The sequence below is a fragment of the Brachymonas sp. KE5 genome (assembly GCF_057773645.1).
This window is the reverse complement of the sequence record NZ_CM173463.1, coordinates 1,019,985-1,033,527: the sequence shown is the minus strand read 5'-3', so window position 1 is coordinate 1,033,527 and position 13,543 is coordinate 1,019,985. Positions and strand designations below refer to the sequence as shown.

Annotated in this window: 16 protein-coding genes; 1 reads left to right on the top strand and 15 read right to left on the bottom strand. The window is 56.2% G+C overall.

The annotated features are described in order from the left end of the window. Positions 1 to 9 precede the first annotated feature (9 nt). From ACX36O_RS04955 to ACX36O_RS04890, 14 genes are all read right to left on the bottom strand, one after another. On the bottom strand, positions 10 to 552 hold the full coding sequence (locus ACX36O_RS04955; RefSeq protein ID WP_488360139.1) for a hypothetical protein: 543 nt from the start codon (positions 550 to 552) through the stop codon (positions 10 to 12). 70 nt (positions 553 to 622) lie between these two features. Beyond that, positions 623 to 979, bottom strand: coding sequence for a hypothetical protein (locus tag ACX36O_RS04950; protein WP_323030870.1), 357 nt, complete (start codon positions 977 to 979; stop codon positions 623 to 625). A gap of 467 nt (positions 980 to 1,446) precedes the next feature. Further along, on the bottom strand, positions 1,447 to 3,000 hold the full coding sequence (gene tnpC, locus ACX36O_RS04945) for an IS66 family transposase (protein WP_488360230.1): 1,554 nt from the start codon (positions 2,998 to 3,000) through the stop codon (positions 1,447 to 1,449). Positions 3,001 to 3,080: 80 nt separating this feature from the next. Next, positions 3,081 to 3,413 (bottom strand): IS66 family insertion sequence element accessory protein TnpB, encoded by a 333-nt coding sequence (tnpB, locus tag ACX36O_RS04940; protein ID WP_213362054.1) that lies wholly within the window; start codon positions 3,411 to 3,413, stop codon positions 3,081 to 3,083. Continuing rightward, complete coding sequence (gene tnpA, locus ACX36O_RS04935) at positions 3,410 to 3,802, bottom strand: IS66-like element accessory protein TnpA (protein ID WP_488360138.1); 393 nt, start codon at positions 3,800 to 3,802, stop codon at positions 3,410 to 3,412. The genes tnpB and tnpA overlap by 4 nt, the downstream gene beginning before the upstream one ends. Before the next feature lie 331 nt (positions 3,803 to 4,133). Beyond that, positions 4,134 to 4,871, bottom strand: a complete 738-nt coding sequence (locus tag ACX36O_RS04930; RefSeq protein WP_488360137.1) for a hypothetical protein — start codon at positions 4,869 to 4,871, stop codon at positions 4,134 to 4,136. A 290-nt stretch (positions 4,872 to 5,161) separates the two neighbouring features. Beyond that, positions 5,162 to 5,824 (bottom strand): HNH endonuclease, encoded by a 663-nt coding sequence (locus ACX36O_RS04925; protein WP_488360136.1) that lies wholly within the window; start codon positions 5,822 to 5,824, stop codon positions 5,162 to 5,164. A 75-nt stretch (positions 5,825 to 5,899) separates the two neighbouring features. Then, positions 5,900 to 6,427 (bottom strand): hypothetical protein, encoded by a 528-nt coding sequence (locus ACX36O_RS04920; protein WP_488360135.1) that lies wholly within the window; start codon positions 6,425 to 6,427, stop codon positions 5,900 to 5,902. 75 nt (positions 6,428 to 6,502) lie between these two features. Beyond that, positions 6,503 to 7,000 carry a TspO/MBR family protein gene (locus ACX36O_RS04915; RefSeq protein ID WP_488360134.1) on the bottom strand — a complete coding sequence of 166 codons (498 nt, stop codon included), beginning with the start codon at positions 6,998 to 7,000 and terminating at the stop codon, positions 6,503 to 6,505. A gap of 114 nt (positions 7,001 to 7,114) precedes the next feature. After that, positions 7,115 to 7,594, bottom strand: a complete 480-nt coding sequence (locus ACX36O_RS04910; protein WP_488360133.1) for a cupin domain-containing protein — start codon at positions 7,592 to 7,594, stop codon at positions 7,115 to 7,117. Positions 7,595 to 7,688: 94 nt separating this feature from the next. After that, the gene (locus ACX36O_RS04905; protein WP_488360132.1) at positions 7,689 to 8,237 is read right to left on the bottom strand and encodes a hypothetical protein; all 549 of its coding nucleotides are present in this window, start codon (positions 8,235 to 8,237) and stop codon (positions 7,689 to 7,691) included. Positions 8,238 to 8,810: 573 nt separating this feature from the next. Beyond that, positions 8,811 to 9,308: a TspO/MBR family protein gene (locus ACX36O_RS04900; RefSeq protein ID WP_488360131.1), complete on the bottom strand. Its 498-nt coding sequence runs from the start codon at positions 9,306 to 9,308 to the stop codon at positions 8,811 to 8,813. A 184-nt stretch (positions 9,309 to 9,492) separates the two neighbouring features. After that, the gene (locus ACX36O_RS04895; RefSeq protein ID WP_488360130.1) at positions 9,493 to 10,104 is read right to left on the bottom strand and encodes a hypothetical protein; all 612 of its coding nucleotides are present in this window, start codon (positions 10,102 to 10,104) and stop codon (positions 9,493 to 9,495) included. A 95-nt stretch (positions 10,105 to 10,199) separates the two neighbouring features. Beyond that, entirely contained in the window at positions 10,200 to 10,784 is a 585-nt protein-coding gene (locus tag ACX36O_RS04890) for a hypothetical protein (protein WP_488360129.1), read from the bottom strand. A gap of 113 nt (positions 10,785 to 10,897) precedes the next feature. Here ACX36O_RS04890 and ACX36O_RS04885 point away from each other — a divergent pair, with 113 nt between their 5' ends. After that, positions 10,898 to 11,899, top strand: coding sequence for an integron integrase (locus ACX36O_RS04885; protein WP_488360128.1), 1,002 nt, complete (start codon positions 10,898 to 10,900; stop codon positions 11,897 to 11,899). A gap of 105 nt (positions 11,900 to 12,004) precedes the next feature. Here the strand turns inward: ACX36O_RS04885 and aceA are convergent, their stop codons facing one another. Next, on the bottom strand, positions 12,005 to 13,321 hold the full coding sequence (aceA, locus tag ACX36O_RS04880) for an isocitrate lyase (RefSeq protein WP_091817939.1): 1,317 nt from the start codon (positions 13,319 to 13,321) through the stop codon (positions 12,005 to 12,007). Positions 13,322 to 13,543 lie beyond the last annotated feature (222 nt).

Genomic DNA, 13,543 nt, shown 5'->3' with positions numbered 1-13,543 from the left:
GTCGAAGCGTCATGCGTTCGGCGCAGCCTTTCGCTCCGCCTCCGCAGCTTTACCCAAGGCGGTAAGGACGTTCACGAAAGCTTGAGTGTCGAAATGCGAAATGCGGTCTTGAGTTTCGTAGATATATCGCCAATAGACGAACGGGTCGTCGCCTTGCGCTAAGAGAGCCTGTCTGAAATCTTCAGCACTTGCCGATTGACGAATCACGTCCGCATAGGCCAAAGCAATCTTGTCTTTAGTCTGCTGCTGTAGCTGATCGAAAAGCTCTGAGTACTTGTGACACTTGAGCTTAACGCCCGCAGCTTTCAACTGATCCGTGGTACTGGCATTGGGATGGTCTATAGCCAAGAAGAACTTGAGCAGAAGTTCGATCGCAAAACTCTGGCACATGATTGCTGGCGCGGCAAAGTCGGCATCTTTTTCGGCGCCTATTGCCTGCAAGGAGTAATTGGCAGCTCTGGCATAGGCGTGAGCCACGTTGAAAAGGGTGCTTCTAAGCGATCGCTTCGGGGCGGCTTGAAGCATCTTCTCGAGGAGTTTCTTCTGTGGCATGGCCCATCAATCCTTAGACGCCCAACGCTTGAGTTAAGCGGCGCCGGAGGCGTCCGCCTTGAACGAAATGTTAGACGTATTTGAGGAGTAGGTCACCGTAGCCCCAGACGAGCGCGCCCCAAATTGTGATGACGGCGATGACCCACGACAGTACGTGATGATGAGTTTTGAACAGATGGTAGAGCGACCAGGACTCCGCGAAAGTACCGCCGCGAATAGCCTCCAAGAAGCCGCTGATTCGGTACTGCGCAAAGACGGCAAAAATCGAAGTGATTGCACCGCTGCGCTGGAACCAAGATGTGAGCGACTCGGGACTCGGCCGCAGCACTGAGCAGAGCGATAGCGGGCCGACAACGATTGCCGACACGCAAAGAAAGACGATGAGATAAAGCTCAGCTTTGAGTTTTGTGGTGACCGTAGTCGGCATTGTGGGCAACGTCTAACGTAGAGCTAACCGGCGCTGCGCAGCTTTATCGCGCAGTGTCCAGCGACCGAAGGGAGCGAGGTTGAGCGCCGAGTTAGCCTCTAGGCTTCGCCAGCCCATTGATATTTGAGCATGCACCGAAGCGCTCGCTGACCTCATGTACATGAGGTGACCTGCTTTATGAGTTCGGGCTGGGACATTGGAATGAAAGTGGTACCTGCAGATCTGACCAAAACCTTTATACCTCCATCAAGGCTGGTAATCATCAAAAGGTAGTGATGTCTGAAGCTACCCATTTGAAGGGCGCCAATGGAAATCTCGACCATCGGCGGTTGAGGATAGCTAGCAGTGAGCATTCGACCATCTCCACGAAACTCATCAAGGGCAGCAGTTAGGCAGGAGAGGACGTCATTCATGGGTAAGCGCGCGGTGATCCCATGTTGACCGCCACCGGCGGACGTGGCTGAGACTTAGATGGCGCCTGGTTGCCAGCGGTGCGGCAAGAGTTCGTCGATGCGACTGGCTTTGTGCGTGGGCAGCCGCGTGAGCACTTCCTTGAGGTAGGCATACGGGTCGTGCCCGTTCATGCGCGCCGACTGGATCAGGCTCATGACGGCGGCGGCCCGCTGGCCCGCGCGCAAACTACCGGCAAACAGCCAGTTGTTGCGACCGACGGCAATGGGCCGGATCTGGTTCTCGATCCAGTTGTTGTCCACGGGCAGTTGTCCGTCACCCACGAATCGGGTCAGCGCATCCCATCTTCGCAGGCTGTAGTCCAGCGCCTTGGCGGTTGCCGATCCGTCGGGCACCTGTCGCCGTTGCAGTGTCATCCACTCGTGCAGGGCATCCAGGATGGGCCTTGTCTGCTGCTGTCGAACGATTTGCCGTTGTTCGGCGCCCAGATCCTTGACCTCGCGCTCGATGTCATAGACCCGGGCGAACTGTTGCAGGGCGAGCTCGGCGATCTGGCTCTGGTTGGCCGCGTGCAGATCGTAGAACTTGCGCCGGGCATGCGCCAGGCAACCCACCTCGGTCACGCCGCTGGCGATCAGGGCCTTGTAGCCACTGAAGTCGTCGCAGGTCAGACTTCCCTTCCAGGCCTTGTCGGTGCCATGGCCCAGGAAGCGCCGGGCATGCTCGCCCGAGCGAGACTCGCAGAAGTCGTAGACCACGGCCTTGATGTCTTCAAACGCCCCCGGCGCATAGGCCCAGAGGTAGGCGCGGTGCGTCTTGCCATCACCGGGCTTGAGCATGGCCACCGGAGTCTCATCGGCGTGCAGCACCCGGTGGCTGAGGATCTCGTCCTTCAAGGCATCGACCAGCGGCTGCAACCGCACGCCGCAGGTGCCTACCCATTGCGCCAGGGTCGAGCGCGAGATGGCCAGGCCGGCGCGGCCGAAGATCGCCTCCTGCCGGTACAGCGGCAGGTGATCGGCGTACTTGCCCACCAGCACCTGGGCCAGCAGGCCGGCGGTGGGGATGCCTTTGTCGATGACGTGCGCGTCGACCGGCGCCTGTTGAATGCTCTGGCACTGGGCGCATGCCCACTTGCCGCGGATGTGGCGTTCGACGCTGAACACGCCAGGCACGTAGTCCAGCTTCTCAGCCACGTCCTCCCCGATGCGTTTCATCTGGCAGCCACACGAGCAGGTGGTGGACGCGGGCTCGTGGCGGATCTCGCGACGTGGCAGGTGGGCGGGCAGTGGCAAGCGCTTGGCTTGTTTCTTCTCGGGGGTAGTCGGCGTTTGCGCCTGCGACAGCCCGTCGATCTCGCTGGCCACGGCCGCCAGGTCCGCTTCGATCTCGTCGTCGAGCAGGCTCTTCTGCTCAGGGCTGAAGCGCTCTGACTGGGCGGCGAACTTCATGCGCTTCAAGAGCGCGTTCTCGTGCGTGAGCTTGTCGATGAGGGTCTGCTTGAAGGCCAGTTCCTGGTCCTTGGCAGCAGCGGCTTGCAGCATGGACAGCAGCGCCGAGCGCAGTTGCTCGGGACTCAGACTATCAAGGGATTGCGGCTCGACCACCATGGGCATGACTGTGCCAGCGCCGGCAACGCCACGCCATTGGCACATGCACCGATTGGCAGGCAGCAGGCCTGCGATCAGATTCAGAGCATGGTGATGACGCCACCATCGCCCAGGCGCTGCCAAGGCAACCCGAGCACCAGAGCGTCGAACTGCGAGCGGCTGAGATTGGCGATCAATGCCCCCTCACGCGGCCAGACGAATTTGCCGCTATTCAGGCGCCGCGCCGCCAGCCACACACCAATACCATCGTGCACCAGAACCTTCATGCGGTTGGCTCTCCGGTTGGCAAACAGGTAGGCGTGATGCGGGCGTGCAGCACCGAAGACCGCCACCACGCGGGCCAGAGCCGATTCCGTTCCGGCGCGCATGTCCAGCGGCTCGGTGGCCAGCCAAAGGGCATCAATACGGATCATCGCAGCAACTCACGCAGTGCCTGGGGGCATTGAGCAGCCACCGTCACCGGCCAGGTAATCGTGATGGTGGCGCCGGTACGCTGCAGTTCGATACGAATGAACTCGCCCTCCGCGCCCGAGGCAGCCCCTGCCGTCTGAGCAACGCGAACATCGCTGACGCCCGTCGGAACAGGTAGGGCAACGAAGGCCGGCGGTTGCTGCTGGACGTGTGTACCCGTCAAGCGCTCTTCGCGTAACCAGCGGTGCACCATATTCGGGTGCAGGCCGTGACTCAAGGCTACACCGGCCACAGATGCACCCGGCCCACGGGTTTGAGCCAACACCAGCGCCTTGAAATCAGCGCTGTACTCGCGCCGCAGTCGGCGCTGTCCATCGATCAATCGTTCCATCGTCCCCACGATCTCCTTCGTGGGGACGATCGTCGATTACCGTCCTCGACTCAAGATGGGTTCACCGAACGCATACATTCATGGACCGGTTGGATACGCTCTCATGAACTACGGGGCTGTTGCGTACATCATTCACAGGTACGCCCACACAAGCGGAGAGTAAGCACAGAGCAGCTATGCTCGGGGTTGCACGCAAGAGTCTAGGATTCATGTCTGTGGAGGCTAACGAACTAAGTAACCGGCAGTCAAAAAGCGCAGCTTTTTGACTGTCCGGTTGACTGGATTGTTAGGCAATGTGCCCCAATCGTTTGGTTGCATTTCAATGCTGAAATTACGCGTGTGGCGTTAAATGTTGCTTCGATCGCATCATTTCTCCGATGAATTCCCCTGTCTTTTGCAATGATTCGTTGCTGTTCAAACCATAAGGGCCGGAGAAGTGAGGAATAACAACCAACTTACGCCAGCCACGAGTTAAATAGAAAATTCTCTTGTTGTGGTTTTTCACTGTGATGACTTTCTCATTTAATTCTACTGCTTCACCAAATACCGCTATTGAAAAGTCGGTGCGGCAGCTAATGCCAACCCCAATGAATATTATCGGCTGATACTCATCGACCCAGTTCTTTATTGCAGGCAAGCGATGCTCTTGGCACCACCGCCGATACTCGCCCTTGTCGGTTGTTCCTGTTTCCCTCGCAGCGTCCTCGGGCCACGACCCAACATCGTGGCAGGCGAATGGGTAAAGATTTCCTTTGAAGTACCCCGTACGTCCTTTTACGAAGGGCTGATGTTCCTCTGCAAACCGCAAGAATTCTTCGGTGCCGTAGCCGTTCATTGCAGCAAGGAGCTTGAACGCCCTTTGGTTATATGGCCATCGAAGTTGGATTGGAACTGAATACCCGTCGTCTTCAGTAATTTCTGTCGACGATTCATGCTTGCTCTTATACGTGCCGTGCTCGATACCGAACAGCCAGACCGAGGGTGAAGCTGAATTTCCTGCTGCCCATTCATCACTGTCACATCCAACGAATTTCGCAAGCGCCTCTTTGGCGAAGCTGCGGTCAATCATAATTTGCCTTGGTAATGTTATTCAGCTAATTCGTTTTACTTCTCTTTTCCGGCAAACTAAACACGCTAGTTGGTTGTAATTACCTGGAGTCGAGCTTGAACTGCTTGTCGCGGGGCCCGTTCTGCCGTGGCACTTCGTGCAGCGCACATCACCGCAATTTCCGCAGCGAAATACGGATGATGCTTCTTTTCCACAATTCGGGCATTTCATAGAACTCTCCTTTTGACATAACAAACGTTAACGAAACTTTCGTAACCAAGCGCGTAGATTATGATGCCTAACGTTTGAGGTCAGGGGCGCTGCGCGGCTTTATCGCGCAGCGTCCCCTGCACCGAATTGTTAGGCGCATAGGCCAGTAGCCGTTCCAGCCCATCCCACGATGAGGAGACGACCGGAAAATCCCTTGGATCGAGCAGCCCGAGTTCCTCTAGCCGATATGACATCTTTCCGAAGTTGCACGCGGCGCAAGTGACAACCAAGTTTTCAAGGTCGTTCGTGCCTCCGCAGGAGTGTGGAACGACGTGATCATATTGAGCCCAAAGAGCTTGAAACCCCGCGTGCTGAGATGCGTTCGTGCGCCCCCACGTAACTGCGGACGGATAGAGTTCAGTCGCCCGTTTTCGCACTTCGGCACGGACAACGGGAATGCCGCAAAAGCGACAGTGATAACCGTCTCGCTTGTGAAGTTCGTCGATCTGGATCTGAGTTGGCATCCGCGCCTCGACGCGCTCCGAAACGTCCTTTGGGGGAAGTTTTTCCACTCTCACATATTCGCTGTCTTTCCCCCAAATCGACTCTAGCCAAGCGCGGACTTCGCCGTTGTTCGCAAGCGAGAACAACTCGGCAGCGACTGACGCATGACCGGCAAGGTGGGCGGATACCGCAGCATCTAGGTAGCGCGCCACATCGAAGAGTTCAGGGATGGGGGCTCGGAAGCAACGTTTCAGTGTCATAGCTGATCCATGCGCCTAACGCCTGAATTAAGCCGTGCCGCGAAGCGGCATCGGCTTGAATGAATTGTTAGGTGGTCAGCCGCGATCCCGCCAACCACCAATCACGTCTCTGATACGAACAAAATCCGGATCAGCCCGCGACGCGCCCACGAGATCATTGAGATCAGCAAGCGTAACTGTCTTAAACCGGCACCGATTGAAGTATGCAGGAAGCTTTTGCTGCTGCGACTTTGTGATCCGCGGAGAGGCTGCCACCCAATACACGATGTGTACCAATGCGTCATGGTGCTTATTCTCCAGCCTGAGAATGTTTGCCATGGGCTGACTCACGGAGGCATCAAGGGCAAGTACTTGTGCTTTGGTGAAGCCGCAACGCGACGCGTGCTGGAGGTAGTGCTGCTTTTGGTCTTGATACAGCCCCCACGCGACGTCGAACTTTCTAGAAGCTACAGCTTCCTGGGCTTTTTGTCCGGCGATGGCGGCCTTGCCTAGGTGATCATTCTTGGCGAAATCAGCTTGAAGGCGAGCGGCGAACTCCTCAAAGCTCTCCTCGGGCTCGACGGTCTGAGCAGATTTTTTCTTGAGGAAATCGAAGAGCCCCATGACCACCTAACACCTGAGTTAAGCCGCGCCGCGAAGCGGCGTCGGCTTGAACGAATTGTTAGGCAACACACCCCGCTAACCCAGAATTTGCGGATTGAGTTGCCACACAGAATAATTTAGCGCGGTGGCAAAGCTAACCCATAGCAGGTATGGGATGAGCAACGCACCGGCCAACGCACTGATACGCCAGAATGCAATCAGCGTGCCAACGATAAGCACCCAAAGAAAAACAATGTCTGCGAAAGCTAAGGCGCCTTGGTGCCAGCCGAAGAATAGCCAGCTCCACAGCGCATTGAGCGCAAGTTGCACCAGAAAGAGAGTGAGTGCTGCACGGGCAGCGCGGAACCCTCCGGAACGCCAGACAAGCCATGCCGCAATGCCCATAAGTGCGTAGAGGATGGTCCAAACGGGGCCGAAAAGATCAGGTGGCGGCGCCCACTCGGGACGAACAAGCTCTTGCGAATAGAACGAGCCAGCTCGAATTGATGCCGCGCTACCGATAGAAGCGGCAACAAAGCTGACGGCAAGCCAGCCAACGAAACCAGCAATCAGCTTGCTTTTTGTAAGGGTCACGATTCACTTCCTGTGTTATCTAACGTTTGAGATGAGAGGCTTGACCCGGCTTGCCGGGGCAAGTCCTCTCGATTGAAGGGTTAGCCCTCATTCGGTGAACCGGCGCTTGCATCGTTAGTACGGAACACCGTTCTTGTGAACGAATTTCCACTTTCCGTCGACAAGCAAGGCTTTGAGATCATCGTCTGGATAGCTCCCTTCGTCTCCTGGCGTTCTATCTCCGACCTCAAGGTAAACAACCTCTTGCGAGGTTTCGTTCATGAGGCGATGACCGTTGCCCGTTCCGGCTTTGAAGCCTGCGCACATGCCTGGCGACAGGCGAGTTAAGCCTTCGTCGGTATGCAGTGTGGGGTGACCTTGCAAGACATAGATGAACTCGTCTTGCCTGGTATGGGCGTGGCGAAGGGCCGAGGCTGCGCCTGGCTCTAGGCGCGTGAGGTTGACGCCGAAGTTGGTGAGACCAAACAGATCGCCGAGCGGTTGCTTCTGCCTCCCGGACATGCGGGAAGCGAAAGGCTCTGGATAGTTTGAAGGCTTGACGCGCTTCGGTGCTTCAGAAGCGGTGATAGCGGTTGGATATGTGTTCTCTGCCACATGAGCCTCGCGAGGTAGAAAAATGAGGGCTAACGCCTGAATTAAGCCGCGCCGCGAAGCGGCGTCGGCTTGAATGAATTGTTAGGCGCGGATCTCATTGCCAAATCCGGGCCAACGCTACTAATGCTGAGATAGCAATAGCCAGTGGGGCAATGAACTCGATAGAGAGTCGAGACCAAGAGACGACACCAACAATGCGTTGAACGAACATATATCTATCAACGTGACCAGCATTGCGCCACATGTTGCCTTGGCTTGTCTCCCACATGGAAAGCTCCTCCTTTTCCTCTGGAGTTAAGGTGCGCTCTTCCAGAAAGGAGCGGCGTGCAGCTTCGTACCCACTTGACTCTTCATCCCAAGCCTTAGAAGCATAAGAAATCCTCCACGCCGTGAAGTCAGCTGCTGCAGTGACAATGAAGGAGAGCAACATGAAACCAACAATGCCACAGAGCAAAAGAACCATTGAATTACGGTCGACTTGCGAGAACTCAATGCCCAGCGCGGCGATCTTTGTGGGGATAAGCCCAGTCAGTCCGACCGCAAGGGATACCGTGCTGGTGATAAGTAAAGTCTTGCGGACAGAACGTGTATGCGCCGATAGGGGGTCGGAGATGCGAACGACATCTGCCTCAAAGATGCTCATTACTTCACTCCGCGCCTAACGTTAAAGGTAAGGGGCGCGCCGCGTGCGGCGCGTCCAGCGACCGAAGGGAGCGACCTTGACCGCAAGGTTAGGCGGCACTACTACCATTTACGCACCGACTTATTTTCAGAAACCCAATAAACGTCAATACCCTGCCGCTTGCAGAATGGCTGGAGCAACCTCATGCGCTCCCTATACTCATTCGTATCGGGAAAAGCCATTGCCACTTCATTCGAGCTCAGTGGGTCTTCGAGCTCATTTAGAGAGGTCAATATGGCTGATGCAACATTGGGCCATGAGCGACTATGCTGACTACCAGTTTTGGCTTCTCCTTTGCATTCAATTACCAAGGTTCTTCCCGTCACGGGATTCGCCCCCTCCACATCGTACCCCTGCCTCGTACCGAGCTGCACCTTAACCGATGTGAAGCCTTGATCTTTAAGGAATGATACCATCGCGACTTTGATGTCATCTTCGATAATTGGCACAAAACCTCCTTGATGCCTAACACCTGAGTTAAGCCGCGCCGCGAAGCGGCGTCGGCTTGAACGAATTGTTAGGCAACACACCCCGCTAACCCAGAATTTGCGGATTGAGTTGCCACACAGAATAATTTAGCGCGGTGGCAAAGCTAACCCATAGCAGGTATGGGATGAGCAACGCACCGGCCAACGCACTGATACGCCAGAATGCAATCAGCGTGCCAACGATAAGCACCCAAAGAAAAACAATGTCTGCGAAAGCTAAGGCGCCTTGGTGCCAGCCGAAGAATAGCCAGCTCCACAGCGCATTGACCGCAAGTTGCACCAGAAAGAGAGCGAGCGCTGCACGGGCAGCACGGAACCCTCCGGAACGCCAGACCAGCCATGCCGCAATGCCCATAAGTGCGTAGAGGATGGTCCAAACGGGGCCGAAAAGATCAGGTGGCGGCGCCCACTCGGGACGAACAAGCTTTTGCGAATAGAACGAGCCAGCTCGAATTGATGCCGAGCTACCGATAGAAGCAGCAACAAAGCTGACGGCAAGCCAGCCAACGAAACCAGCAATCAGCTTGCTTTTTGTAAGAGTCACGATTCACTTTCTGTGTTATCTAACGCCCTAGTTAACCGGCGCCGGAGCACGAAGTGCGGAGGGTACCAATACAGGCCATGAGAATGCCGAAGGCATGGCCTGTATTGGCGTCCGCGTTGAACGACCAGTTAGGCTGGGGGCAGATGCAAACGGCATTGAGCTACTCGGGCTTTGCATTTTTAACTCAGGCTGACTTTGCATCAGTTGCTTGAACCGAAAGATCGAACTCTTCAATGGACTTCCAGTCTTGTGCCTCGATGTCTTTGGTTGACCACCACTGTGCTGCATAGTAGAGAAGATAGACAAACTTGTGGTACTGCTCATAGAACGCTGCGGTGGACATCTCTGTGTTTGGCCTGGCTCTTTTGATGCTGACATGGGCTGTTCGATTTCTAATGCGACGGAATTGGGTGCCGAAATCTTCTGGCACGTCAACTTGATAAACCGATACGTGGTTTTCCCATGATGGCGCGTAGCCATTTTCAATGGCGTGAATTCTGTTGCTAAGTTGCTTTCGAACCTCGGCGTTGAAGATGCGATCAAGGAGACGATAGTCGAGGTCCTTGAGGTTGTGCACATCTCGCTTAATACAGCCTACATAAAATTCGTACAGGTGGTGCAAGAAGCTTGTATATGCGTCATGCGACCGAATTTTTGTAAGCTTGTCTCGTTGGCCCATGATGTTCAGGCCAGCGAAGTGGGTAAAGCGCTCAAAGCTGTCTTTGCACAGAATAAATTCATGTGCAATGGTTGTCGTAAGCGCACTGTCCGTCGCATCACCAATTTCAAACTTCACGCAAGTGCCTTCCTGGTGTGGCCTAACGTAGAGGTAACCGGCCTGCGCGGCTTTTTGCGCAGGTCCGGGTTGACCGCCATGTTAGGTTTTGGCGATCAGTCGGGGTAGCTTTCATTCAGGGTGAGCCTAAGTTGTTTCGCGACGTGACGCACACCTTCAACAGTGGCAATACGGGTCTGTTCAATGTTGTCGATTGCATGGATTAGAAATTGTTCGTCGGCACGTGATTGAATGAGCCCCATTAAATGCTCTGACTTGAAATTGAGCATTCGCAGTTTGCGAGCGAGATGGAGAAGGTTCTCGCTTTCAATCTGAGTGAGAAGACCACTGAGAGCCGCTTTCTCTGTTGCTAACGGCTGAACGAACGCAATTAGGACAGAACGCGACGCCCCACTTTGGAGCTTTATATCCATACGTGATGAGTCACCGAGAATCCGAAGCAGGTCGGACAACTCGGCCGTTAAGAGCGAAAGCAGAGCCTTTCGCTCAGTTGCTTCGGCTGCACTTGTTTGAAGTCTTAGCAGGAAGATTCCGCCAAGAACAGCTAAGAAAAATGAAACACTGGAGCCTACGAGCGTATTGAACCAATCCCAAAGCTTTTCATGCTGAAGGCAGTACACCGCCAATGAGTAAGCCACTGCGGTTACAAGCGTGAGAATCGAGGCGATTGCAATGGGCATAAGAAACCTAACGTTCAGTATGCACCTCCACCGGTGCATACTTCTATAAAACCGGTATATATTAGTCATATAGCACTACAACCTGATCATAGATCAACAACATAGCCCCAGATATGACCCCGCAGACAGTATATAGCACAGAAGCCAAGCCAAAGCCCCCAAAGCTACTAGACCAGGTACGCGAAAGGCTGCGACTTAAGCACTACAGCATACGCACCGAGTCGCAGTATGTCCAGTGGATCCGCCGCTTCATACTGTTTCACCGCAAGCGCCACCCGCGTGACATGGGCGCATCCGAAGTAGAAGCCTTTCTCACCCACCTCGCCGTCGAGGGCAACGTTGCCGCTTCCACGCAGAATCAGGCACTCTCCGCCCTGCTCTTTCTCTATCGCGAGGTGCTCAATAGCAAGCTGCCATGGATGAATGAAATGGTGCGTGCCAAGCGTCCCGCCCGGCTTCCCGTCGTTCTGACGCAAGCCGAAGTGCAAGCCGTGCTGTCACGCATGCAAGGCGTGCCCCTGCTGCTGGCCCAACTGCTATACGGCACCGGCATGCGCCTGATGGAATGCATCCGCCTGCGCGTCAAGGATGTGGATTTCGATCGTCTGGAAATTCTTGTCCGCGATGGCAAGGGCGGCAAGGACCGGGTCACCATGCTGCCGCAGAAGCTGGCCGCCGCGCTGCAACAGCACCTCACATGGCGGCGCGCGCTGTATCAGGATGACCTGGGTGCCGGCAAGGCAGACGTGCATTTGCCGCACGCACTGGCCATCAAATATCCCGGCGCCTCCACTCAGTGGGGATGGCAATACATCTTTGTGGCGGCCAGCTATTCCACCGATCCGCGCAGCGGAGTCGTGCGGCGGCATCATCTGGATGAAAAACAACTGCAGCGGGCGTTCAAGCGCGCCGTGCAGGCCGCCGGCTTTGCCAAGCCCGCTACGCCCCACACGCTGCGGCACAGTTTTGCCACACACCTGCTGCAGGCCGGTTACGACATTCGCACCGTGCAGGAACTGCTGGGCCATGCGGACGTGGCAACGACCATGATTTACACCCACGTCCTGAACAAGGGAGGACGCGGCGTCTCCAGTCCTCTCGATATCCTGCAATAAGCGCCCACAAAAAAGCCACGGCTTTCGCCGTGGCCTCTGTCTCCTTGTGCCTCTTATCAGCACAGCCCCCGCACCGTTGCCGGCGCGGAGCTGCCTCTGTAGGGCTTAGTGGAACTGTTCTTCTTCGGTAGAACCGGTCAGAGCCTTCACGCTGGAAGAACCACCCTGGATCACGGTCGTCACGTCGTCGAAGTAGCCAGCGCCCACTTCCTGCTGGTGCGACACGAAGGTGTAGCCCTGCTCGCGTGCCTTGAATTCCGGCTCCTGCACCATTTCGGTGTAGTGCTTCATGCCTTCGCCGCGGGCGTAAGCGTGGGCAAACTGGAAAGTGTTGTACCAGTTGATGTGGATACCGGCCAGCGTGATGAACTGGTACTTGTAGCCCAGAGCGGACAGCTCGTCCTGGAACGCGGCAATCGTCTTGTCGTCCAGGTTCTTCTTCCAGTTGAAGGAAGGAGAGCAGTTGTAGCTCAGCAGCTTGCCCGGGCAGGCAGCGTGCACGGCCTGCGCGAATTCGCGGGCAAAGCCCAGGTCCGGCGTACCGGTTTCGCACCACACCAGGTCAGCGTACGGAGCGTAGGCAACACCGCGGCTGATGGCCTGCTCCAGACCGTTCTTCACGCGGTAGAAACCTTCTTGCGTGCGCTCGCCGGTCAGGAACGGCTTGTCATTGGCGTCGTAGTCGCTGGTCAGCAGGTTGGCAGCTTCAGCATCGGTACGGGCCAGCACGATGGTGGGCACGCCCATCACGTCGGCAGCGAAACGGGCAGAGATCAGCTTCTCGATGGCTTCCTGGGTGGGAACCAGCACCTTGCCGCCCATGTGGCCGCACTTCTTCACGGCAGCCAGCTGGTCTTCGAAGTGCACGCCGGCAGCGCCAGCGGCAATCATGTTCTTCATCAGTTCGAAGGCGTTCAGCACGCCGCCGAAACCGGCTTCTGCGTCGGCCACGATCGGCAGGAAGTAGTCCACGAAGCCTTCGTCACCGGGGTTCACGCCGCGGCTCCACTGGATCTCGTCAGCACGCTTGAAGGTGTTGTTGATGCGGCGCACCATGGTGGGCACGGAATCGTAGGCGTACAGGGACTGGTCGGGGTACATCGTCTCGGACGTGTTGCCGTCAGCGGCGACTTGCCAGCCAGACAGGTACACGGCTTCCAGACCGGCCTTGGCCTGCTGCATGGCCTGGCCAGCAGTGATGGCGCCGAAGGCGTTCACGTAGCCCTTCTTGGCACCGCCGTTGACCTTTTCCCACAGCTTTTCTGCGCCGCGCTTGGCCAGGGTGTACTCGGGCTGCAGGCTGCCGCGCAGGCGCACGACGTCAGCAGCGCTGTAGCCGCGCTTCACGAGCTTCCAGCGGGGGTTTTCGGCCCAGTCTTTTTCCAGGGCGGCGATTTGTTGTTCGCGGGTCAGTTGGGTCATGGTGCTCTCCAAGAAAAGAAAAAGTATCTAAAGCGAATCAATCTACCGGGCTGCGACTCGGCCCGTGGGCCTCGCCTTGTCTCTTTGCAGTGGTGCCTGGGGCACTCTTGGCGCCAGTCATTTCTCTCGCTGGCATGGCCTCTATCATAAGTCCTTTGGAAGCCTTGTCATCTATCTTATGTCTTATATAAGAGTTAATTTGCTCCATACAAATCAACAGCT

What these genes read in the sequence shown, in the direction of transcription:
- ACX36O_RS04955 (WP_488360139.1), bottom strand. Translation starts at nt 552, where the DNA reads ATGCCACAGAAGAAACTCCTCGAGAAGATGCTTCAAGCCGCCCCGAAG.
- ACX36O_RS04950 (WP_323030870.1), bottom strand. Translation starts at nt 979, where the DNA reads ATGCCGACTACGGTCACCACAAAACTCAAAGCTGAGCTTTATCTCATC.
- tnpC (WP_488360230.1), bottom strand. Translation starts at nt 3,000, where the DNA reads ATGGTGGTCGAGCCGCAATCCCTTGATAGTCTGAGTCCCGAGCAACTG.
- tnpB (WP_213362054.1), bottom strand. Translation starts at nt 3,413, where the DNA reads ATGATCCGTATTGATGCCCTTTGGCTGGCCACCGAGCCGCTGGACATG.
- tnpA (WP_488360138.1), bottom strand. Translation starts at nt 3,802, where the DNA reads ATGGAACGATTGATCGATGGACAGCGCCGACTGCGGCGCGAGTACAGC.
- ACX36O_RS04930 (WP_488360137.1), bottom strand. Translation starts at nt 4,871, where the DNA reads ATGATTGACCGCAGCTTCGCCAAAGAGGCGCTTGCGAAATTCGTTGGA.
- ACX36O_RS04925 (WP_488360136.1), bottom strand. Translation starts at nt 5,824, where the DNA reads ATGACACTGAAACGTTGCTTCCGAGCCCCCATCCCTGAACTCTTCGAT.
- ACX36O_RS04920 (WP_488360135.1), bottom strand. Translation starts at nt 6,427, where the DNA reads ATGGGGCTCTTCGATTTCCTCAAGAAAAAATCTGCTCAGACCGTCGAG.
- ACX36O_RS04905 (WP_488360132.1), bottom strand. Translation starts at nt 8,237, where the DNA reads ATGAGCATCTTTGAGGCAGATGTCGTTCGCATCTCCGACCCCCTATCG.
- ACX36O_RS04890 (WP_488360129.1), bottom strand. Translation starts at nt 10,784, where the DNA reads ATGCCCATTGCAATCGCCTCGATTCTCACGCTTGTAACCGCAGTGGCT.
- ACX36O_RS04885 (WP_488360128.1), top strand. Translation starts at nt 10,898, where the DNA reads ATGACCCCGCAGACAGTATATAGCACAGAAGCCAAGCCAAAGCCCCCA.
- aceA (WP_091817939.1), bottom strand. Translation starts at nt 13,321, where the DNA reads ATGACCCAACTGACCCGCGAACAACAAATCGCCGCCCTGGAAAAAGAC.